The organism is bacterium, assembly GCA_017744355.1.
In the GTDB taxonomy this organism is placed as follows: Bacteria; Cyanobacteriota; Sericytochromatia; order S15B-MN24; family UBA4093; genus JAGIBK01.
Genome location: JAGIBK010000004.1, coordinates 154,361 through 174,977, shown reverse-complemented (window position 1 = coordinate 174,977; position 20,617 = coordinate 154,361). Strand labels below are relative to the sequence as shown.

Annotated in this window: 17 protein-coding genes; 5 read left to right on the top strand and 12 right to left on the bottom strand. The window is 67.6% G+C overall.

Going from position 1 to position 20,617, the window contains the following annotated elements; genetic code table 11:
* Nucleotides 1-8 precede the first annotated feature (8 nt).
* Nucleotides 9-989, bottom strand: coding sequence for an IPT/TIG domain-containing protein (locus tag J7643_11740; GenBank protein MBO9541251.1), 981 nt, complete (start codon nt 987-989; stop codon nt 9-11).
* A gap of 26 nt (nt 990-1,015) precedes the next feature.
* The gene (locus tag J7643_11735) at nt 1,016-4,300 is read right to left on the bottom strand and encodes a hypothetical protein (protein ID MBO9541250.1); all 3,285 of its coding nucleotides are present in this window, start codon (nt 4,298-4,300) and stop codon (nt 1,016-1,018) included.
* Between the two features lie 161 nt (nt 4,301-4,461).
* On the opposite strand from J7643_11735, the gene J7643_11730 reads away from it, so the two are divergent.
* Entirely contained in the window at nt 4,462-6,882 is a 2,421-nt protein-coding gene (locus J7643_11730; protein MBO9541249.1) for a tetratricopeptide repeat protein, read from the top strand.
* A gap of 53 nt (nt 6,883-6,935) precedes the next feature.
* Here the strand turns inward: J7643_11730 and J7643_11725 are convergent, their stop codons facing one another.
* The 4 genes from J7643_11725 to J7643_11710 form a co-directional block, all read right to left on the bottom strand.
* Nucleotides 6,936-7,973 (bottom strand): 2-oxoacid:ferredoxin oxidoreductase subunit beta, encoded by a 1,038-nt coding sequence (locus J7643_11725; GenBank protein MBO9541248.1) that lies wholly within the window; start codon nt 7,971-7,973, stop codon nt 6,936-6,938.
* Nucleotide 7,974: 1 nt separating this feature from the next.
* Nucleotides 7,975-9,837 (bottom strand): 2-oxoacid:acceptor oxidoreductase subunit alpha, encoded by a 1,863-nt coding sequence (locus J7643_11720; protein MBO9541247.1) that lies wholly within the window; start codon nt 9,835-9,837, stop codon nt 7,975-7,977.
* 118 nt (nt 9,838-9,955) lie between these two features.
* Nucleotides 9,956-11,098, bottom strand: coding sequence for an endonuclease/exonuclease/phosphatase family protein (locus tag J7643_11715; protein MBO9541246.1), 1,143 nt, complete (start codon nt 11,096-11,098; stop codon nt 9,956-9,958).
* Nucleotides 11,099-11,144: 46 nt separating this feature from the next.
* Nucleotides 11,145-11,606 (bottom strand): GNAT family N-acetyltransferase, encoded by a 462-nt coding sequence (locus tag J7643_11710; protein ID MBO9541245.1) that lies wholly within the window; start codon nt 11,604-11,606, stop codon nt 11,145-11,147.
* A 124-nt stretch (nt 11,607-11,730) separates the two neighbouring features.
* Here J7643_11710 and J7643_11705 point away from each other — a divergent pair, with 124 nt between their 5' ends.
* A complete protein-coding gene (locus J7643_11705) occupies nt 11,731-12,171 on the top strand; it encodes a hypothetical protein (GenBank protein ID MBO9541244.1) in 441 nt (146 codons plus the stop codon).
* A gap of 2 nt (nt 12,172-12,173) precedes the next feature.
* Here the strand turns inward: J7643_11705 and rsfS are convergent, their stop codons facing one another.
* Genes rsfS through J7643_11685 form a run of 4 tightly spaced genes read right to left on the bottom strand, consistent with a single transcriptional unit; the run spans nt 12,174 to nt 15,081 of the window.
* On the bottom strand, nt 12,174-12,545 hold the full coding sequence (rsfS, locus tag J7643_11700) for a ribosome silencing factor (protein MBO9541243.1): 372 nt from the start codon (nt 12,543-12,545) through the stop codon (nt 12,174-12,176).
* Nucleotides 12,546-12,548: 3 nt separating this feature from the next.
* On the bottom strand, nt 12,549-13,151 hold the full coding sequence (gene yqeK / locus J7643_11695) for a bis(5'-nucleosyl)-tetraphosphatase (symmetrical) YqeK (GenBank protein MBO9541242.1): 603 nt from the start codon (nt 13,149-13,151) through the stop codon (nt 12,549-12,551).
* A gap of 29 nt (nt 13,152-13,180) precedes the next feature.
* Nucleotides 13,181-13,816 carry a nicotinate-nucleotide adenylyltransferase gene (gene nadD / locus J7643_11690; GenBank protein MBO9541241.1) on the bottom strand — a complete coding sequence of 212 codons (636 nt, stop codon included), beginning with the start codon at nt 13,814-13,816 and terminating at the stop codon, nt 13,181-13,183.
* A gap of 8 nt (nt 13,817-13,824) precedes the next feature.
* Nucleotides 13,825-15,081, bottom strand: a complete 1,257-nt coding sequence (locus J7643_11685; GenBank protein MBO9541240.1) for a glutamate-5-semialdehyde dehydrogenase — start codon at nt 15,079-15,081, stop codon at nt 13,825-13,827.
* A 217-nt stretch (nt 15,082-15,298) separates the two neighbouring features.
* Between J7643_11685 and J7643_11680 the strand changes: the two genes are divergently transcribed.
* Nucleotides 15,299-15,826: a hypothetical protein gene (locus J7643_11680; protein ID MBO9541239.1), complete on the top strand. Its 528-nt coding sequence runs from the start codon at nt 15,299-15,301 to the stop codon at nt 15,824-15,826.
* 139 nt (nt 15,827-15,965) lie between these two features.
* A complete protein-coding gene (locus J7643_11675; protein MBO9541238.1) occupies nt 15,966-17,462 on the top strand; it encodes an NHL repeat-containing protein in 1,497 nt (498 codons plus the stop codon).
* Between the two features lie 9 nt (nt 17,463-17,471).
* Here the strand turns inward: J7643_11675 and proB are convergent, their stop codons facing one another.
* Together proB and obgE are read right to left on the bottom strand one after the other, a co-directional pair.
* Nucleotides 17,472-18,578, bottom strand: a complete 1,107-nt coding sequence (gene proB / locus J7643_11670; GenBank protein ID MBO9541237.1) for a glutamate 5-kinase — start codon at nt 18,576-18,578, stop codon at nt 17,472-17,474.
* Nucleotides 18,579-18,589: 11 nt separating this feature from the next.
* On the bottom strand, nt 18,590-19,861 hold the full coding sequence (gene obgE / locus J7643_11665) for a GTPase ObgE (protein ID MBO9541236.1): 1,272 nt from the start codon (nt 19,859-19,861) through the stop codon (nt 18,590-18,592).
* A gap of 133 nt (nt 19,862-19,994) precedes the next feature.
* Here obgE and J7643_11660 point away from each other — a divergent pair, with 133 nt between their 5' ends.
* On the top strand, nt 19,995-20,600 hold the full coding sequence (locus J7643_11660) for a peptidylprolyl isomerase (protein ID MBO9541235.1): 606 nt from the start codon (nt 19,995-19,997) through the stop codon (nt 20,598-20,600).
* The last annotated feature ends 17 nt before the right edge of the window (nt 20,601-20,617 follow it).

Sequence of the window (20,617 nt, the reverse complement as noted above, 5' to 3'; positions counted from 1 at the left end):
CCCGGGGTCTACTGGATCGTCACGGTCTGAGAGCGATCGATCCAGGGGCCGTAGGTGATGACGAGCGGGTGCGTGTTGCCCGCGACGAGTCCCGCCGGGACCTTCACCGTGAACTGCGTCCCGCTCGGGCTCGCCGCCATCACCTGGCAGGGGGTGCCGTTGAGGGTGACCTGGAGGCTGTCGGTCGCGGTGGGCAGGCCGATGCCTCGCACCGTGAGCGTGGTGGGGCTCGCAGCGTTCGCGGTGGAGGGGGTGAGGCTCGTGACGGCCCATCCGTCTTGGGCCATGCCGAGCCCGTCGTAGACGCCGACCCCGGCCGATGCGCTCGCGCTGCCTGCGGTGAAGGCGTCCGAGGCTCGTGTGAAGAGGCTCGCGACGGGATCGGCGTCAAGCTCGAGCGCCCGCACGACCAGGTCGTAGGCCTGGAAGAACGTGGGGTGCGTGAGGCCCGAGGTCGGTCGGAAGGTGTCCGGGCAGGCGATCGCGTCCTGCGATGAGGGGAGGCCGGGGGTGATGCACCCCATGAGGGCGAGCTCCTGCTGCGCGTCGAGGCCCTTGAGGCTTGCGAGGATGGCGACGGCGGTGCTCGACCCGCTGATGAGCACCCCGCTACCGCTCAGCGATCGCCAGCCATCGCTCTGCCGGGAGACGAGGGTGCGCACGCGTGTGACCGTCGAGCCGGCCTTGCCGCCCTTGATCGCTTCGAGCACGTAGGGCCCCTGGGTGGGCCTGAAGTCGTTCGAGAACTTCAGGTGGAAGCTGCCGCTCGGGGTGGTGAGGGTGGTCGCGAGGGTGTTGCCGGTGTCGGGATCGATCAAGGAGACGGTGGCGCCGCTTGCGATCGTCTCCATGGTCGCAGCGACCTGCCGCCCTCCGCCGCCAGAGGAGACCCGCCCCTCGAGCGTGAGGGCCTCGGGGCTCACGCCGGGACTCGCGCAAGCGGCGAGCAGTCCGCAGAGGACGAGGCCTGTCGAGATGGTCAAGCGCATGGCGAGTGTTCCTCCGCGGGGTCCTGCTAGTAAACCTTGACGACGTAGTTCGCCCCGAGCACCGAGATGTAGAGGTCGCCACGCGGGTCCTCGACCACAGAGATCGGGACGTTGAGCGAGGTGGTCTTCGGGGTGGCCCCTATCGTCTCGGTGGTGGTGCCGTCGCCCACGATGGTGTAGAGGTTGCCGGCGGTCATGGCCTGGCCGAAGTAGGCCCCTGACACGCTCGGGACCATGCGCACCCGGTTGTTGTAGGCGTCCACGATGTAGAGTTGCCCGCCCGATCCCAGCGCCACGCCTGCGGGCGTGTTGAGCTTGGCACTCGAGGCCGGGCTCCCGTCACCCGCGAAGTCCGCGGTGCCGTCTCCCGCGACGGTGTCGATGTTGCCCGCGGCGATGAACTTGCCGAAGAAGGTGCCGCCGTTCTTGGAGACGACCCGTACGCGCTGGTTGCTCGTGTCCGCGACATAGAGGTTGCCCGCAGCGTCCACGGTGAGGCCGAAGGGCATATTGAGCTTGGCGCTCGCGGCGGGGCCGCCATCGCCCGCAAAGGACCCGTCGCCATCGCCTGCGATGGTGTCGATGTTGCCCGCCGTAATGTTCTTGCCGAAGTAGTTGCCCGTCACCTTCGCCACCATGCGGATCCGATTGTTGCTCGCATCTGAGAAGTGGAGGTTACCCGCCCCATCCAAGGCCAGCGAGAAGGGCATGTTGAGCTTGGAGCCCGAGGCGGGGCCGCCGTCGCCGGCGAAGCCTGCGGTGCCGTCGCCTGCGATGGTGTCGATGTTGCCCGCGGTGATGAACTTGCCGAAGTAGGTGCCCGTCACTTTCGCCACCATGCGGATCCGATGGTTGTACATGTCCGCGAACAGGAGGTTGCCGTTCGCGTCCACGGTGATGCCGCCGGGCACGTACAGCTTGGCCTGGGAGGCTGGGCCGCCGTCACCGCTGTCGCCTTGCTCGCCCGTGCCCACGATGGTGTCGATGGTGCCAGCGGCGATGGTCTTGCCGAAGTAGGTGCCCGTCACCTTGGGCGCCATCCGGATCCGCAGGTTGACGGAGTCCGCGACGTAGAGGTTGCCCGCGGCGTCCACGGCCGCGTTGTAGGGCGAAAGGAAGCTGGCGCCCGCGGCCGGACCGCCGTCACCGCCCATGAGGAGCGTGCCGTTGCCCGCGATGGTGTCGATGTTGCCCGCCGTGATGGCCTTGCCGTAACAAATGCCGCTGTTCTTTGCGATCACGCGGATGCGGTTGTTGACCCTGTCGCCTACGAGCAGGTTCCCCGCCCCGTCGAAGGCGATCCGCGCGGGGGCGCTGAACCTGGCGTTTGCGGCGGGGCCGCCGTCGCCCGTGAAGCCCGCGATGCCATCGCCCGCGATGGTGTCGATGTTGCCCGCCGCGATGGTCTTGCCGAAGTAGGTGCCCGTTACCTTCGCCACCATGCGGACCTGATGGGTGGTGAAATCCGAGATGTAGAGGTTGCCGACCGAATCCCAGGCGAAGCCTGTAGGGTAGGTCACTTTCGCCGCGGTGGCGGCATTGCCGTCCCCGGAGGTGCCGCTGGTGCCGGTGCCTACGATGGTGTCGATGTTACCGGCGGTGATGGTCTTGCCGAAGTAAGTGCCCGTTACCTTTGCGATCACGCGGATCCGGAAGTTGGAGCGGTCCGAGACGTAGATGTTGCCGCTCGCGTCCACCGCGAGGTGTTCGGGGGAACTCAGCTTGGCGCTTGAGGCGGCGCCGCCGTCGCCGCTGAAGCCGCTGACGCCCGTGCCCGCGATGGTGTTGATGTTGCCCGCGCTGATGGCCTTGCCGAAGTAGGTGCCCGTCGTCATGGGCACCATGCGGATCGTGGCGCGCCCCGAGTCCGAGATGTAGAGGTTGCCGGCCGCGTCCGCCGTGAAGTCGAAAAGGAACTGCGGCCGGGCGTCGGCGGCGGGGCCCATGTCATTTGAGAAACCGCCGGTGGTGCCGTTGAAGACGATGGTGTCGACGTTGCCCGCCGCGATGGTCTTGCCGAAGTAGGTGCCCGTCACCTTCGGGATCATGCGGATTCGATGGTTGCCGCTATCCGCGATGTAGAGGTTGCCTGCTGCATCGCAGGCCATGCTGTCGGGCCAGGCGAAGTAGGCGCTGGTCGCGGGGCCCCCGTCGCCGCTGAACCCCCCGATTTCGGGTTTGGCCCCCGCCACGAGGCGGGCGGTCCCGTCGGGAGACAGGCGGAAGATTTGAAACGCCGTGCTGAAGTAGATGTCGCCGTCTGGAGCCAGGACGACGCTGGCCGGCGCGGGGAAGCCCCAAAGGCTGGCCTTGGCGCCGTTGCGCAGGGAGCCGCCGCCCGCGACGATTTCGATGTTGGTGCCGCCTACCTTGAAGACGGTACCGCCCGCGGCGATGGTCACGAGGTTGCCCACCTGCACCGTGATGACGCCCGTCTGGGCGTTGGCCGGGACGACGACCGTCAGCCGGCTCCCGGTCGCGTCGACCTGGACGCTCCCAGGCGGGGCCTGGATGCCGTTGAAGAAGACCTTGTTGTTGGCGCTGACCGGATCAAAGCCGTTGCCCGAGAGCACGAGCGTCTGGCCGGGCCTTACCCCCTGCTGCGAGAAGTCCGTGACGAACGGGGCGCGCTCGAGGCGCGCGAACTGCTGCGTCGCCGCGTCCAGGGCGATGGAGCGGACCGGGTCCTGGTACAGCGAGACGGCCGTGTCCACCAGGCCCCACACCGTGGCGTACTCGGGGGCCGCGATGCCGCCCCCGCCGGGGGCGGAAAAGGCATCCGGGCTGCCGACGGTGACGCTGCCGAGGAGGGCGAGGTTCTGGGCGGGGGTGAGGCCCTTGAGGCCGCCTATCACGGCGAGCGCGGTCGAGCTGCGGTTGATGACCAGAGACCCTGCGGTGAGGCTCTTCCAGCCGTCGCTCCGCTTGGCGATGAGGGTGCGGAGCCTGCTTGCTGGGGCCCCCGCCCGGTTGGGCTCGCCGCCGACCTTGAGGCCCTTGATGGCTTCGAGCAGGTAGACCTTGTCGAGGGCCGGGTTCCAGGTCCCGAAGTGGAGCGAGAAGCCCCCGTCGGGCGCCGAGAGGCTCGTGACGATGGTTTGGCCGTTATCGGGGTCGATGAGCGAGACGGTGGCGCCGTTTGCGATCTCGGAGAGCGTCGGATCGGCCTGGGTGGCGTAGGCTTCTTGCCAGCGCAGCTTCCCGCTCAGTCCGAGCTCTTGGGGAACTGTTCCCACCATCCCCATGGGACGCGGGCAGCCCGTCACGAGCAGCATACAGCCCAGCAAGAGAAAGCGCATCCACACGGCCATGCCTAGAGGTCCTCTGTCTTTTTCTTGAGTAATGGACTCATGCCTCAGGAAGGATTCTTCCCCGCTTGCGCATGCTTAAACCTCCACAGTCCCTCCACGAGGCTGACATGTCCGTTGTGAGCCCTTTTCGGAGCCCTCGTCCATCTGCTAGGATGGCCCGCATGGAGTCGATCGCAGTGCCGCCCGCCGGGACCACCGTCCTACTGCTCGCAGGCCCAAAAGCAGGGAAGAGCTCGCTCTTGCTGCGCTGGAAGGCGCTCCGGCAGGAATCTGCTCACTACCTCAAGCTCACGCCCGAGGACGCGGCGTCCTCTTTTTTCCTGCGGCGCTTTCTCGGCGACTGGCCGGATATCCGGTCGCGCTTCGAGCACCTGCGCGCCGAGATCGAGACGCTCGGCTGGGGCGGCCTGTTGGGGCTTGCCATCGCCGAGGCCCATCCTGCCTTCACCCTCTTGCTGGACGACTTCCACCTGGTCGAGACCCTGCCCGAGCAGGCTGAGTGGCTCGCCCTCGTCCGGCACTTCCCGGCGGGCGGCACCCTGGTCCTCGCCTCTCGGCACCAGGTCTCACTGGATCGGATGCCGATCGAGACCATGGGAGCGGAAAATCCGCTCTGGCAGGAGCGCCCCGCCCTTGCGGACGTGGAGGCCCTGCCTCCCGACCTTCTCGCGAAGGCGATCGCCCTTGCCATCGTGGGCGAGGCCACTGCCTCGCCTGCATCGCTCGAGCTGGTGCGTCGCCTCGTCGCCGCCCAGGCCTCGGACGGGATGGTTCGCTTGCGCGCCCCTTGGGCCTCGGTCGTGGCAGAAGCGATCGCGAACCTTCCCGAGGCCGCCGAGCTCTGGGAGGTGGTCGCCCACCAGGTTGCCGCCTTCAGGCGGCGCCACCTGAACCGCCACCAGGAGACGCGCTTGCGCGAGATCCTGGACCGCATTCCCCCGGAGGTGCGCCGCGCGCACCCCATGCTGCTCCAGGCGGAGGGCGAGGCCCATGCCGAGCTGGGGCGCTTCGAGGAGGCAAGGGCCTGCTTCACCCAGGCCTTGTCGCTGGCTCGCACGCCCGAAGAGCGGCGGGGCCTCAAGGTCTACCTGTTCTGGGCCGCGCAGTACGGGGGGGACCCGGCGGAGGTCAAGGCGCTCGCAGCGGAGCTCGACGCCGAGGTCCTGGCGCTTGCCCCGGCTCTTCGCGCCAGGTACCTGCTCTGGAAGGCGCTCATGCACTGGGAGGAGTCGGCCCTGCCCGAGGTCGAGGCGGCCTGCCGCGAGGTCCTCGAGGTCGTCGCCGCGGGGGATCGCACGGTAATCTACCATCACGCGCGGGCCCTTTCGCTGCTCACCTCCCTGGCCATCCGGCACGCGCGGTTTGCCGAGGCGCAGGCCTTCAGCAAGCGCTTGCTCGCCCTATGCCAGGAGCACCAGCTTGAGCGCCTGCACCTGAAGACCGTCGCCGATCGCCTGCTTTTGATGGTGAGCAACGACTCGGAGCAGATCGCCCTCAGCTTGCTGACCGAGTTGCCGAATGATGCCTTCCGGGCCCCACCGCCCGCGTTCTTCAATTCCTACCTGTCTTGCTTCGCCTGGCGCGCCAGCAAGTTCGGCGCCCATCGGCTCGCGCTTGCGCTCTTTCATCTGGTCCAGGACCATGCCTTCGCCACCGCTCACCCCATGGGGGACGCGGTGCGCAACGGCAGGATCAACCTGATCCACGCCAATGGCCGCCTGGGTGAGTTCGAGCGGGCCCGTGCCTTCCTGGACGAGCTCGGCGCCGATCCCGCCGGCCGGCGTCACCTCGAGGTCGCGCGCTTCGTCTGGGCGCAGGCCCTGATCTTGGGGGGGCATCTGGACGAGGCCGAGCAGGTCTTGAGCCAGCGGGTGGCGGACCCCGGCCGTGGGGCCCTGCGCGCTGCGCTCTTCCAGGCCTGGATCCGCCACCTGCGCGGCGATCCCAAGGCCGTCGACGACGTGAAGGAGGTGCTCGCCTCGCCCGGCGGCAGCGCTTTCTGGGACCATGAGGCCGAGCTGATGCAGCAGATGGGGCTCAGGCCGCGCGTCTCGCGCTACCACGTGAAGGTCTTCGGGGGGCCGGCCTTCGGGGCGGCCGATGGGACGCTTGCACGCTGGCCCCGCAAGAAGGCCCTCTCCCTGCTCTCGCTCTTGGTGCTCAGACCCGAGGGCTTGCCCACCGACGAGCTGGTCGGGCTGCTGTACCCGGGCGTCGATCCGGACGATGCGGCCGCGGCCCTGCACCGGCTGGCCTACGATCTGCGCCAGGCCTTGAACGGGGTGGGTGCTCCCGAGCTGCTCGAGTCGGCGCGGGGCTTCTACCGTTTCAAGTGGGAGGCGGTCGCTTTTTGCGACTGGCACGACTTCGACGGCCTCTACCGCAAGGCCCAGTCCCTCGAGGCGGATGGCCTCACCGAGAGCGCGGCGATCCTCTATCGCATGGCCCTGGCGATCGCGGACAAGCCCTTGTTCGAAGGCCTCGCCGAGGCGGTTTTCGAGGAGCCCCGGCGCGTGCACCAGGCAAGGCTCGCGCACGCCGCCGCCTTCAGCAAGCTTCACACCCCCTACCTGGAACCCTGAACGCAGAGCGGGGGGCTGAAACCAGCCCCCCGCTCTGCGTTTGGGAAATCGCCTTACTTGAGGCTCTCCATCACCTGGTCGAGCACGGCCTTGCCGGGACGCACCTTGCTGGAAGGCAGGGTGGCGAGCGGCTCGTCCACGAGGTTGAGGCTGGAGATGAAGTCCGGCTGCTGCTCGTTGACGTAGATCAGGCCCGTGAGGAACTCGCCCTTGCCGTTCGACTCCATCAGGGTCGCCATGGCGGCGGCGCGATCGGTCGGGTCGTAGTCGCGGGCGAGCTTCTTGAGGGTGAGCTTGGAGCCGTCGTGCATCTCGACCACGCGGGTCTCGCCCGGATCGATCTCGGCCTCGATCTGGGAGAAGGCCGGGATGAAGCCGAGGGTGTGCAGGGGAATGTCCAGCTCCTTGGCGGCGGTGTAGCTCTTGGTCGAGCCTTCGTGGTTGTTGAAGGTGACGCAGGGGCTGATCACGTCCAAGAGGGCCGTGCCCCGGTGGGCCATGGCGGCCTCGAGCAGGGCCACCAGCTGCTTGGGGTCGCCCGAGAAGGACCGGGCGACGAACGAGCACCCGAGTTGCACCGCCAGGGCGCAGAGATCGACCGGGGGCAGGTCGTTGGCGACCCCGGACTTGAGGGTCGAGCCCAGGTCGGCGGTCGCCGAGAACTGGCCCTTGGTGAGGCCGTAGACCCCGTTGTTCTCGACCACGTAGATCATCGGCACGTTGCGGCGCAACAGGTGGATGAACTGGCCCATGCCGATCGAGGCGGTATCGCCGTCACCCGAGACGCCGATAGCCAAGAGCTGGCGATTGGCGAGCATGGTGCCGGTGGCCACCGCCGGCATGCGGCCGTGGACCGAGTTGAAGCCGTGGGCCTTGTTGAGGAAGTAGGCGGGAGTCTTGCTGGAGCAGCCGATGCCCGAGAGCTTGGCGACTCGGTGGGGCTCGACGCCCATCTCGTAGAAGGCGCGGACGATCTGGCCGGTGATGGCGTCGTGGCCGCAGCCGGCGCAGAGGGTGGAAGGCGCGCCCTTGTAGTCGTTGAGGGTGAGGCCCAGTCGGTTGGTCTGGGGACCCGGAGTAGTCGTCGCCATCTTAGTGCTTCTCCATTTCCAGGACGGGCTCGACGATCGACATGGCGTCGATGGGCATGCCGTCGTAGTGGCGAATCGAGCGGATCTTGGGCGCATCGGCCGGGTCGATCTCGAGCTTGAGCAGCGAGGCCATCTGGCCGTCGCGGTTCTGGTCGATCACGTAGACGCGCCGGCTCTTCTTCACGAACTCCTTGACCGAAGGCGTGAAGGGCAATGCCTTGACCCGCAGGTAGTTGGTCGAAATGCCCTGGGCGGCCAACAGGTCGCGCGCCTCCTGGACGGCGTACTCGCTGGTGCCGTAGGCGACGATCGAGACCTCGGCGCCCTGCCAGTCCTCGACGGGGGTCGGGACGTATTTGCGGGCCGTCTCATGCTTGCGCGCGAGGCGATCGACCAGCCAGGTGTAGTCGGCGGGTTTCTCGGAGTACTTGGCCTCGGAGGTGTGGCCCGAGCCGCGGGTGAAGTAGGCGGCCAGGGGGTGCGGGGTGCCCGGCAGGGTGCGCTCGGGGATGCCGTCGCCCTTGACGTCGCGGTAGCGGCCGAACACGTCGTGCTTGGCGCCTTCGGGAGCCTGTTCGACGCGGCGGGTCAGATCCTCGGCCGTGACCACGGGGCCCCGGTCGAGGGGCTGGTCCAGGTAGGGGAAGGGATCGGCCATCCAGCTGTTCATGCCAAGGTCCAGGTCGAGCATGACGAAGACCGGGGTCTGGAAGCGCTCGGAGAGGTCGAAGGCCTGGTAAGCGAGCTCGTAGGCCTCCTGCGGGGTGGCCGGGATGAGCACCAGGTGCTTGGTGTCGCCGTGCGAGGCGTGGTACAGGGCCATGAGGTCGCCCTGCTGGGTGCGGGTGGGCAGGCCGGTCGAGGGGCCCACGCGCTGGACGTCGAAGATGACGCCCGGGATCTCGGTGAAGTAGGCGAGGCCGACGAACTCGTTCATCAGGCTGATGCCGGGGCCCGAGGTGGCGGTCATGGCGCGGGCGCCGGCCCAGCTCGCGCCGAACACGATGCCCGCCGCGGCGAGCTCGTCCTCGGCCTGGACGACGCCGAAGGTGGCCTTGCCGGTCTCGGGGTCGAGGCGGTGCTTCTCGAGATACCCGATCAGGTTCTCGCAGAGGGAGGTCGAGGGGGTGATGGGATACCAGGCGACCACGGTGGTGCCGGCGAAGAGGCAGCCCAGCGCCGCGGCGCGGTTGCCCTCGATGATGATCTTGCCCGCGGTGGCGTCCATCCGCTCGAGGCGGTAGGGGACCTTGAAGTCGAGGTTGGTCGCGGCCCAGTCGAAGCCCGCCTGGACGGCGCTGAAGTTGAGGGTCGCGGCCTTCTCCTTGCCCTTGAACTGCTTGGCGAGGGCGGCCTCGATCTCGTTGAGGTCGATCCCGATCAGCTGGGCGAGCACGCCCACGTACACCATGTTGGTGACGAGCTTGCGGAGTTTCACCTCTTGGCAGGTCTGGGCGACGATGGCGCCGAAGGGCACGCCGACGGCGAGGACGTCCTCGCGCGAGGGGGTGAACTTGAGGTCGCTGTTGTAGATGAAGACGGCCCCCGGCATGAGCTGGGCCTCGTCCTCGGCGATGGTCTCGGGGTTCATGGCGACGAAGAGCTCGTTCTGAGCCTTGCGGGCCACATAGCCGTGTTTGTTGGCGCGGATCGTGAACCAGGTCGGCAGACCGGCGATGTTGGACGGGAAGAGGTTCTTGCCGCTGACCGGGATCCCCATGCGGAAGATCGAACGCAGCAGGACCAGGTTGGCTGATTGCGAACCCGAGCCGTTGACGGTCGCGACCTGGATGGAGAAGTCGTTGATGACCGTTTCGCGGTCCAGGAGCCCGCCGGCGCCCGTGGCGCTGAGTGTGACTGCCATATATATGTACTCTCTCTCTAGCTAAAGAAAAGAAGCGCCACGCGTCATGCGTGGCGCTTACTCGATTATACTCCTGATTCTCGTGCCCTTTGGCCCGTGGAAACCGCTGATTTTTTCTTCAGCCGTCCCAGCGGATCGAGGCGAGCACCGGCTGGTGGTCGGAGCCGCGCGTGGTCTGGTCCACCAGGGTCGAGGCGATCCGCACGTCGGACGTGGCGAGGATGTTGTCGTAGCGCTTCTCGTCCTCGAAGTTGGTGATGCCGTCCATTGCCCTCAAGAGGGCCTTGTGACGCTCGGACCCTGGCGCCGCCTTGCCGCTCGCAAGCTCTTGGCGCGCTTCCTCCGGGGTCATCGCTTGGCCATCGACCAGCGCAAGACGCTCGGGGGCTTGCCAGTTGGATTTCATCAGCGAGAGGAGCCGCTCGGTGGCGGCCCGGTTCTTGGCGTCGCCCACGTTACCTAGGTCTACGCCGTAGCGCTCACGGTACTCGGCGGCCGTGTCCGTCGGGGTCGCCACCGTCCCATTGGCGTCCGCCGTGCCGCCCTTGGCCAGGGCGAAGTTGGTGTTGAAGTCGCCCGCGAGGATCACGGTCTTGCCTTCCTGCTGGCGCTCGGCGACGTAGTCGGCGAGCTCTTGCTGCTGCTTGGCGTTGGCCACCGGGTCGGCGAAGCTGAGGTGGGCGTCCAGGATCTCGATCTCCTTGCCGCCTACCTTGAGGCTGGCGCTGAGAAAGCTTCGCTTTTCGAGGGGCTCGCCCACGGTCAGCAGGCTTGGTCCGTTCCAGAGGGCGCGGCCAATGGCCTTGAAGGTGTCGCCCCAGCTCTTCTTGAAGGGGATGTTCCGGGTGTCCTCGATCGGGTGACGCGAGAGGATGGCCTTGCCGACCACGCGGGTGACGCCCTGCTCCTGGGCGTAGAAGCTCATGTGCATCCCCAGACGCTCGGCCAGGCGGCGCGCTGAGGCCTCGGTCGTCTCTTGCAGGCAGACGACATCGGCGTCGAGCCGGCGCAGGTCCGCGTCCACTTCGGAGAGCTTCTTGCCGCCGACCCAGATGTTGTAGGTCGCGAGCTTGAGGCCGCCCGTGTCGCTGGGGGCCTTGGCGTTGGGGTTCTCCCAGGTGCGCAGCGACTGGAAGACGTTCTGGGCGAAGTCCCCCGCCTTTTCGAAGAAGCCCGGCTTCGAGATCGGCGTCTCGGGGGCCGAGGAGGCGAGCTTGGGGGAGAGGAACCGGGGGGGACGGAACGAGGGACCGATGTTCATGGCGCGACCTCCTGCTTCCTGCATTATTCCTGGAATCAGGCGAGCCTTAACGCCATGTCAGCTCCAGCGTGGTGGACTCGAAGCCGAGCGACGCGTAGAGCGCGCGCGCCGGGGCGTTGTCGGGGTGGACGAAGAGCCGGAGGGCATCATAGCCCTCGGCCTTCAGGACGTCGCGGGCATGGGTCATCAGCGCGCGCGCCACGCCCTGGCCACGCGCAGCCTCGACGACCCCTACCGCGACGATCAGGGTCTCGGGCGTCTCCAGGATCGGGTGGAGCCCGGCGATCGCCCAGAGCCCCCCTAGCGCCTCCTGGTCGCGTTCGGCGATCCACCAGCGCCTGCCCGGCAGGTCGTAGCTCGCAAAGAGGGCGTCGAGGCGATCGCGCAGGGTCAGGCGCCCGAGCGCGCGAAGGTCCGGATAGCTCGCGAGGGCGGCCATCTCGAGGACCTGGCGCATCATGGGACGATCGGATGCGTGGCCGTCGCGTAGCTGGAAGGGGGCGGTCATGGGGTGTGCCTCTCCTGGAAGGTGGGCGCTCCGCGATGATCCCATGGGGGGAAGGGCTTGGCAAACGAGCAAAGCTTGGCCTGTCGGGTACAATACTCCGGAAAGCGCCAGAAAGGAGGCCCCCTTGACCCCTCAGAATGTGCTTTACGGGGTGCTGATCGTGGCGGTGATCGTGGTTGGCGGCTTGCTTGCGGTCGTGCTGTGGCAGCTCGGGCTCGCCATCGCCCAACTCCGTAGCTCCGTCATTCCCCAGATCGAGACGATCCTGCGCCAGGCCGAACACGGCATGGGCCAGGCGGACCAGATCGTCGCCGACGTCAACCATAAGCTCGCCAAGATGGACAAGGCGGTGGATTCGGCCAACACGGCCGCGCAGGCCGTCGGCCAGACCGTGCTCGCCTTCAACCAGGTGCTCGCGCGGCCGACCCTGGTGCGGCTCGCGGTGCTCAACGCCGGTCTCAAGGGCGCGCTCGGCTTCCTCTCGGAGCACCGTCGCAAGCCCCAGGAGATGGAAAAGCCGCCCGAGGCGATGCCCCGGACGGCCGTGTTGGCTCGGAAGGATTAAGCCTAGCTCGCTCCCTGCATTTCGCGGGGAGCGGGCGTCCACTCCACGCGCTTGCCGTGGCTCCAGAGCTTCTCGAGCCCGTAGAAGTCGCGGTCCTGCTCGAGCATGACGTGGACGACGAGCACGCCGAAGTCCAGCAGAATCCAGCGCGCGGACTGCTGACCCTCGATGTGGAGGGGCAGGTGGCCCGCTTCTTCGAGTTTCTTCTCGATGTTGTCGGCGATGGCCTTGAGCTGCACGCCGGTGTTGGCCGAGCAGATCAGGAAGTAGTCGGTGATGCTGGAGACGTGCTCCACATCGATCAGGGTGATGGCGTTGGCCTTCTTGTCGTCGGCCGCTTTGGCGGCCAGCTCAGCCAGTTTGCGGCTGTCGATCAACTAAGAACCTCCAGGTTGGGGAGCCTCGCCGGCGCGGGTGAGGATCCAGTTGCGCGCCTCCACCATCTGGGGGTGAAGTGCACGGCGTTTGTTCACTAAGTGACGAATAGTGTAATCCATGGCGAGGCGCGTGGCTAGCGAGAGGTCAGTCTGGGCGATCTCGCGCACCTCGTCGAGGCCGTCGTGGGGCTCGCGGCCGGGCTCCGTGTAGTCGGAGAGGAAGACGACCATCTCGAGCGGGGTCATGCCGACCCGGCCCAGGGTGTGGCTGGCGATCGCCTCGAGGATCTCAGGGTCGTCGATGCCGAAGCGCTCGCGGGCCAACAGGGCGCCCAGCCGGCCGTGGAGCCTCGGCATGGGGTTGACCTCGTCGATGGGCAGGATGTCCACGCCGCGCTTGCGGCACTCGTCGAGCAGCTTGTGCCCGGGCGTCTCGCGGGCCACGTCGTGGAGCATGGCGGCGGTAGCGGCGCGTTCCACGTCCACCCCGTGCCTAGTGGCCAGCTCCCTGGCGGTCTCGGCGACGCGCAGGATATGAGCGACCCTCTTCGCCGAAAGGGTTTCGGCGAGGTAGGCCTGGATGGTCGAGTTCAGCGTTATCATCGTTTTGAAGGGCGCTCCGCTTGCGGGCGTTAGCACGGATAGTCGGCCGTTTTCGCCGGATAGAGATTGTAGCGCTCCAGATAAAGCGCGGTCAACCGTGAAACCTGATTCGTCACGGGGACCCCGGCTTGCAGGCGATCGCGGATGGCGGTGCTGGAGATGTCGATGGGGGGCATTTCGAGCGGCCGCACCCTCTCGGCGAGGGAGGCGGGGAGGTGGTGCGCGATGGCCGCCTCCAGCGCATCGCCTTCGAGCCCCTCGCGCGGCACGACCAAAAAGCGGCAGGCGGCGATGAGCTCGTCGGCGCGGTGCCAGCGCATGAGCGAGGCCACGTTGTCGGCGCCGATGAGCCAGTACAGCTCCGCGTCGGGCCCGTGGCAATGGCGGGCGTGCATGACGGTGTCGAAGGCGTAGGAGGGGCCATGCCGGTCGAGCTCCCAGCGCTCGACGGTGATCCGGGGCTCGTCGAGGGTGCCGAGCACGGCCATCAGGTAGCGGGCCTCGCCCGGGGCGGGCGGGACGTGCTGCTTGTGGGGTGAGACCCTGGCGGGAATCACGTGGAGGTGGTCGAGCCCGCCCTGGTCGAGGGCCGTCTGGGCCACCTGCCGGTGCGCCAGGTGGAAGGGGTCGAAGGATCCGCCGTAGATCCCGATGCGTCGTGCCATGGAGCCAGTTACCGGGTCTGGCCCGCGCCCCGCACCAGGTACTTGGTGGTGGTCAGCTCGCGCAGGCCCATGGGGCCGCGGGCGTGCAGCTTCTGGGTCGAGATGCCGACCTCGGCGCCGAAGCCGAACTCGCCCCCGTCGGTGAAGCGGGTGGAGGCGTTGACGTAGACCGCCGCCGCGTCGATTTCTGCCAGGAAGCGCTCGCTGTTGGCGTAGTCGTTGGTCACGATGGCTTCCGAGTGCCGGGTGCCGTAGCGGTTGATGTGCGCGATCGCCTCGTCGAGCGACGAAACGACCTTGACCGAGAGGACGAGGTCCAGAAACTCGGTGCCCCAGTCCTCCTCGGTGGCCGGTTTGGCCTTGGCGAAGGCAGCACGGGTCGCTTCGTCGCCGCGAATCTCGACGCCGGCAGCGTCCAGCTTTTCGAGCATGCCGGGCAGCCAGTCATGGGCGCGCGAAGCGTGGACCAGGAGGCTCTCGGCGGCGTTGCAGACCCCGGTGCGCTGGCACTTGGCGTTCAGGACGATCTGTTCGGCCATCTCGCCGTCGGCCGATGCGTCCACGTAGAGGTGGCAGTTGCCGGTGCCGGTCTCGATGACGGGCACGCGGGCCTTCTCGATCACCCGCTGGATGAGACCTGCCCCACCGCGCGGGATCACCACGTCCAGGATCCCCGTGAGGCCCAGGAGCTCGTCCACCACGTGGCGATCGGTGCTCTCGATGCCCTGGACCAGGTCGGGGCTCAGGCCTTCGCTTTCGAGCGCGTCCTTGATGAGGCGCACCAGCACCCGGTTGGAGTCGAAGGCGGCAGAGCCCCCGCGCAGCACCAGGGCGTTGCCGGACTTGAGGCAGAGGCCCGCGGCCTCGACCGTGACGTTGGGGCGCGCCTCGTAGATGAAGCCCACGAGCCCCAGGGGCACGCGCACCTGCTCGATCTTGAGGCCGTTGGGGCGGGTCCAGCCGCCGACCACCTCGCCCAGCGGATCGGGAAGTGCCGTGATCGCGCGCAGGCCGTCGGCCATGGCCTGGACTCGGCCGTTTGCCAGCGAGAGCCGGTCCAGGAGGGGCCCGGTGAGGCCTTCGCTTTCGCCGCGTTCGAGGTCCAAGGCGTTGGCTTCGAGGATGACGGCTTCGGAAGCGATCAATCGGTCGGCGATGGCGTGGAGGAGGCGATCGCGCGCGCCCGCATGAGTCCGCGCCAGGGCGGGGGCAGCGGCCTTGGCGGCCTCGGCGAGGGTACGAACGGACGGAGTCAGGACGGTCATGGAGCCTCCTCGAGCCAGGGATCCCGCCTGGATCTTAGGCGCTCGTCCCGCCCTTGGCAAGGAGGGCCGCATGGTTCCCTGCCTGTCTTTCGTTCGGTGGTTCTGGCCAAAAAAACCGGTCGAGATCGTAAGGGGCAAGCGAGGGTAGTCCTCGTTAGAGTGAAGGCCTGATTCTACAACGCATTGACCATAGCCCTACATCGAATAAGGAGACGTCATGAAGAAACTCATCGCCACCCTGGGCCTCCTCATGCTCTTGCCCGCTTGTCATGCAGCCCCAGCGGCCCCTGCCGGCTCTCCTGCCGGTAATGCCAGCGTGACGGTCAGGCCCCAGGTTATCGCAGGCGAACGTACCACGCAGGCCGTCGTCAGCCCGTACACCGCCGCGAGCATCCACCACCTGACCCTCAAGCTCTACAAGTTCCAAGGCGGCACCGAGACCGAGAAGGCCTCGAAGGATATCGTGGGCCCCATCGACAGCCAGAGCGTCACCTTCGGCAATCTCTCGTACGACAGCTATTACCGGATTCGGGCCTACGCCTACGCCACGGACGGCACCTCCGCTCCGATCAGCGTGGACGCTGAGTCCATGCTGGACTTCGACGTGGCCGACAACAACGCCATCACCCTTCCCCCCGTGCCCGTTCAGCTCAAGAACGTGATGTTCAGCGGCACGGGCAACGCCACCGGCCTCGAGGTCTTGCCCGGCTATCTGGGCCACTCGGGCAGCGAAACCATCGACTAACGAGGCGCATCCCCTCAAGACCGGCTCCAAGGTAGCGGTTCGCGATCCGGCTGCTTTAGGCAACCGAGATGGCTGACCGCTACCTGCTCGGGGCTCAACTTTGCATGAACGTCGTCATCAACGCAGAAGGAGAACGAGGATGCGCTTGATCTTGCCAACGGCCCTATCGCTTCTCGTGCTGGCGACCGCTTGCGCGCGAGTCCCGCCCCTGGCGTCGCCTGGCACGTCGCTGCTCGTCACTCCGAGCTTGTTCGCGGGCTCGCGCGTCCAGGCCGTTGTCGCCCCCAAGACGGCAGCCGACATCCATCGTCTGGACCTCATCCTGGAGATCCAAACCGCCCCCGAGGAGTTCGCGCCGATCTCGGCGCTGACGGGCCAGCCCACGACCCTCTCGGACCCCAACGCGCTGACCAAGACCCTCACGGCCCCGATCGACTTCAACCGGGCGACGCTGCTCGGCAACCTCCGCCCCCAGACCACCTATCGGGTGCTCGCCCGTGCCTACGATGCCGCCGGCAATCTGATCTCGACCGACGACGAGCGCTGTGCCGCCACCGTTGCGGTGGGCAATAACGACCAGTCGGCCATTGCTGCCAGGCTGCCCGTCAAGCTGGTCGATACCGTGTTCGCGGGCCGGGCGAGCGTGACGATCAACCTGTTGGGCCCCGCTTCCGCCTCGCTGATCCTCACCGACCTGACGGCCCCGAGGGCCAGCTATCCCAGCCTCACCCAGGCGAGCGCATCCCGCGTCGTGACCGTCTCGAACCTCCGGCCGACCACCAACTACCAGCTGCTCGCAACTTCCTACGACGCCAGCGGCCAACCGCTCTCGACCGCGTCGGCGACCCTCGCCGTCGCCAACGACGACGCCTTGGCCTCGATGTCGATCGACGTGCCGGCTGTGAAGAGCGATCTCGTTGCCAACCTCAAGGTGCCCATGGGGGTGGCGGTGGATCGGAACGGCTTCATCTACGTCGTGGAGTCGGCCCTCAACCAGATCAAGAAGTACGACGCGAGCGGCGTCCTGCAAACCACCTTCACGGACCCTGCCATCGTCCAGCCGCGCGGGCTCGCGGTGGACGCCGCCAACAACCTGTACGTCACGACCATCGGCGGTGACAACGTGCTGGTCTTCTCGCCAACCGGGACGCTCGAGCGAACCTTGACGGGCCTTGCCAATCCCAAGGGGGTGGCGGTGGACGCCGCGGGCAACGTGTACGTCGCAAGCTCCGGGAATAGCAGGGTCTTCAAGTTCCTGCCCGGCGCCACCTCCTCGACGACGGTAGTCGCGAGCAATACGAACAGCGGCGAGGGGGTGGCCGTGGATGGGCTGGGGACGCTCTACTACACCGCCACAGGCAACGGCAAGGTCTACAAGCTGGTGAACGGCCTGCCCACGTTGCTCGCTTCGGGCCTCACGGGCGCCGCTGGTCTCACGGTGGACCCCTTCGGGAACGTCTACGTGGCGGTACGAGGCGACGGCAGGATCGCCAAAATCTTGCCGGGCGGCACGGTCCTTAATTCCGCGATCGGGTTCACGACCGTGCAGGTGATCGCCCAGGCGCCGAATGGTCAACTCTACGTGAGCGATTCCGGCTTCAGCGGCGCAAAGGACAAGCTTATTCGGTTGCAGTGAGCGGGGACTTTAGAGGATGACGAGGTTGTCGCGGTGGATTACTTCGTCGGCCACCTTGAAGCCGAGCAGCGCCTCGACTTCCGAGCTCTTGCGGCCCTGGATGCGGCGCAGCTCGGAGGCGCCGTAATTCGCGATCCCTCGGGCCAGCTCCCGGCCGGCGGCGTCGCGCAGCGAGACCGTCTCGCCGGGTAAGAAGTCGCCTTCGACGGCGCGGATCCCCGCGGGCAGGAGGCTCTTGTGGTCCTGGACGAGCGCGCGCACGGCTCCCTCGTCCAGGCTCAGCGTGCCGCGAACCCCCATGCCGAAGGCGAGCCAGCGCTTGCGCGCCTCCAGCCGGTCCTCGCGGGCCCGGAAGATGGTGCCGCGCACCGTCCGGCCCTCCGCGAGGGCGACGAGCTGGGCGGGGTCCTGGCCCGCCATGAGGGCCATGGGGATGCCCGACGAGGTGGCGATCCGCGCGGCGGCAAGCTTGGTGACCATGCCGCCGGTCCCCACGTCCGAGCCGGCGCCGCCCGCGAGGGCCTCGATCTCGGGCGTCAGCTCGGCGACCTCGGGGATGAGGGCGGCGTTCGGGTGCTGGTGGGGATTCTTGTCGTAGAGGCCATCCACGTCCGAGAGGATCGCGAGCCAGTCGGCGTCCACCAGCTGGGCGACCAGCGCCGAGAGGGTGTCGTTGTCGCCGAACTTCAGCTCGTCGATGGCCACCGAGTCGTTCTCGTTGATGATGGGCACCACCCGCACGTCGTGGTCCAAGAGGGCCCTGAGCGTGTTGGAGGCGTTCAGGTAGCGCTGGCGATCGGCGAGATCCGCGCGGGTCAGGAGCAGCTGCGCGCTCGCAAGGCCCAGAGGCGCGAGGAACGTCTCGTAGGCGTGCATCAGCAGGCCCTGGCCCACCGCTGCGGCTGCCTGCTTGGAGGCGATGGTGCGAGGCTTCTCGGTCATCCCGAGCCGCGCGCGACCCGCCCCCACCGCCCCCGAGGTGACGATGAGGGTGCGCCAGCCGCGCTCGGCCAGGTCGGAGACGGCGCCGGCAAGGCGCATGAGCGCCTTGCCGTTGAGTCCGTGCGGGGTTGCGACGGTGCTGGTGCCGACCTTGACGACGAGGATCCGCTCCACCGCTTCGTGCCCTAGACCACGAAGTCGAACTCGAGGCTGCCGATCTGGACCGTGTCGCCGTCCTGGATGCCGTGGGCGAGCAGGGCGTCGGTGAGGCCGAGGCGGGTCCAGGCGCGCTGGAGCTTGAGCAAGGCCTCGGGGCTGTCCATGTTGGTCATCTCGAGCAGACGCTCGATCTGCTCGCCGCGGACCACGTAGACCCCGTTCTGCTTGTGGATGGTGAAGGTCTTGCTGACCGGCTTGGGGGCCTCCTGCGGGGTGGGCAGGAAGCTCGGGGGCGGGGGCAGCTCGCGGACCCGGTGCCGGACGTAGTTGAGCAGGGGGGTGAGCCCCTCGCGGGTCGCCGCCGAGATCGTGAAGATCGGGCAGCCCTGGGCTTCGAGCGCCGCCGTCAGCCGGGGCAGGTTCTCCTGGGCCTCGGGCAGATCCAGCTTGTTGAGCACCGCGACCATGGGGCGCTGGGCCAGCTCGGGCGAGTACTTCGCGAGCTCGGCGTTGATCGTCTCCCAGTCATTGAGCGGGTCGCGGCCCTCGGGGCCCCCCGAGGCGTCCAGCACGTGCAGGAGGATCCGGGTGCGCTCCACGTGGCGCAGGAACTCGTGGCCGAGGCCCGCCCCGGTGTGGGCGCCCTCGATCAGGCCCGGGATGTCGGCCACCACCACCTGGTCGCCGTCCGGGAACTGGACGACGCCCAGCTGGGGCTGGAGGGTGGTGAAGGGGTAGTCGGCGATCTTGGGCTTGGCGGCCGAGATGACCGAGATCAGGGTGGACTTGCCGGCGTTGGGCAGGCCGACCAGGCCCACGTCGGCCAGGAGCTTGAGCTCCAGGCGCAGGTTGCGGGCGAAGTCCGGGCCGCCGGGCTCGGCGTACTGGGGGGCGCGGTTGGTGGGAGTGGCGAAGTGCTGGTTGCCGCGTCCGCCCTTGCCGCCCGCAGCCGCGACGTAGGAGTCGCCCGCATGGCTCAGGTCGGCGAGCAGGTCGCCGCTGTCGGCGTCGTAGACCACGGTCCCGCAGGGAACCTTGATCACGAGATCGGGCGAGTTCTTGCCCGTCATGTTCTTGTTCTCGCCCTTGCCGCCGGGTTCGGCGACGAACTCCTTCTTGTAGCGGAAGTCGAGGAGGGTCTGGAGATCCTCGGTGGCGCGCAAAACGACGGAGCCGCCGTTGCCGCCGTCCCCGCCGGACGGCCCGCCGTGGGGGACGTACTTCTCCCGGCGGAATGCGACGGCGCCGTTACCCCCGGCGCCGCTTTTGACCTTGATGGTTGCACGATCGATAAACATGTTCGTCAGTGTACGCCCCGGCTCGCTGGGGCGTCAACGAAGCCCGTTTGCAAAAACGCACGATGGCATCACGGTTTCGGCCCCCTAGGATCGAGCGGACAGCTCTCCGCTTTGCCGAAAAAAGGAGGCCCCGATGGTGGTTCCGTGGCTGATGCTCGTCCTGGTGGGGGTGGTCGCGACAGGCCCGCTCTACGTCCCGCGGGGGCCGGTCCCCGCGCCCTTGCCGGCAGTGGTCGATCCTAATGTCGTCTTGCCCCCCGCCCTCGAGAAGGCGGCAGGCCATCCCCTGGCGATCGGCCCGCGCCTGCGGATCAAGACCAGCCAGGGGGATATCACGGTGGTGCTGTTTCCCGCCGAGGCGCCGACTTACACCCGGCACTTTCTCAAAGAGGTGGAGTTCGGCACCTTCAGCGCCGAGGGCTTCTGGCGGATTTCGCCGAGCTACGTGCAATTGGGTGGCCCCGACACCGACGTGGACAACGGCTCGGGCACTTACCAGTACGCTTTGATGCCCACCACCTTCGACCACAACCGCCTGCCCCAGGTGGCCGGGGCCCTGGTGATGGATCGGCAGTTCACCCCGGACGCCGAGCCCGCCTTCGTGCGGCACCGCTACGGCATCGTCAAGGCGGACGGGGCGGGCTTTCCCGGCACCGTCATCGGCCAGGTGATCGAGGGCCTGGACGTGGCCCGCCGCCTCGGGCCCCGGGATGCCATCCATGGTATAACCTTGAGTTAAGAACGCCCTTATCGCTT

Excerpts from the sequence above, each read along its gene's own strand:
- J7643_11680 (MBO9541239.1), top strand. The coding sequence starts at position 15,299 with ATGAAGAAACTCATCGCCACCCTGGGCCTCCTCATGCTCTTGCCCGCT.
- J7643_11735 (MBO9541250.1), bottom strand. The coding sequence starts at position 4,300 with ATGGCCGTGTGGATGCGCTTTCTCTTGCTGGGCTGTATGCTGCTCGTG.
- J7643_11720 (MBO9541247.1), bottom strand. The coding sequence starts at position 9,837 with ATGGCAGTCACACTCAGCGCCACGGGCGCCGGCGGGCTCCTGGACCGC.
- J7643_11675 (MBO9541238.1), top strand. The coding sequence starts at position 15,966 with ATGCGCTTGATCTTGCCAACGGCCCTATCGCTTCTCGTGCTGGCGACC.
- obgE (MBO9541236.1), bottom strand. The coding sequence starts at position 19,861 with ATGTTTATCGATCGTGCAACCATCAAGGTCAAAAGCGGCGCCGGGGGT.
- J7643_11740 (MBO9541251.1), bottom strand. The coding sequence starts at position 989 with ATGCGCTTGACCATCTCGACAGGCCTCGTCCTCTGCGGACTGCTCGCC.
- yqeK (MBO9541242.1), bottom strand. The coding sequence starts at position 13,151 with ATGATAACGCTGAACTCGACCATCCAGGCCTACCTCGCCGAAACCCTT.
- J7643_11715 (MBO9541246.1), bottom strand. The coding sequence starts at position 11,098 with ATGAACATCGGTCCCTCGTTCCGTCCCCCCCGGTTCCTCTCCCCCAAG.
- J7643_11710 (MBO9541245.1), bottom strand. The coding sequence starts at position 11,606 with ATGACCGCCCCCTTCCAGCTACGCGACGGCCACGCATCCGATCGTCCC.
- J7643_11730 (MBO9541249.1), top strand. The coding sequence starts at position 4,462 with ATGGAGTCGATCGCAGTGCCGCCCGCCGGGACCACCGTCCTACTGCTC.
- nadD (MBO9541241.1), bottom strand. The coding sequence starts at position 13,816 with ATGGCACGACGCATCGGGATCTACGGCGGATCCTTCGACCCCTTCCAC.
- J7643_11685 (MBO9541240.1), bottom strand. The coding sequence starts at position 15,081 with ATGACCGTCCTGACTCCGTCCGTTCGTACCCTCGCCGAGGCCGCCAAG.
- J7643_11660 (MBO9541235.1), top strand. The coding sequence starts at position 19,995 with ATGGTGGTTCCGTGGCTGATGCTCGTCCTGGTGGGGGTGGTCGCGACA.
- J7643_11725 (MBO9541248.1), bottom strand. The coding sequence starts at position 7,973 with ATGGCGACGACTACTCCGGGTCCCCAGACCAACCGACTGGGCCTCACC.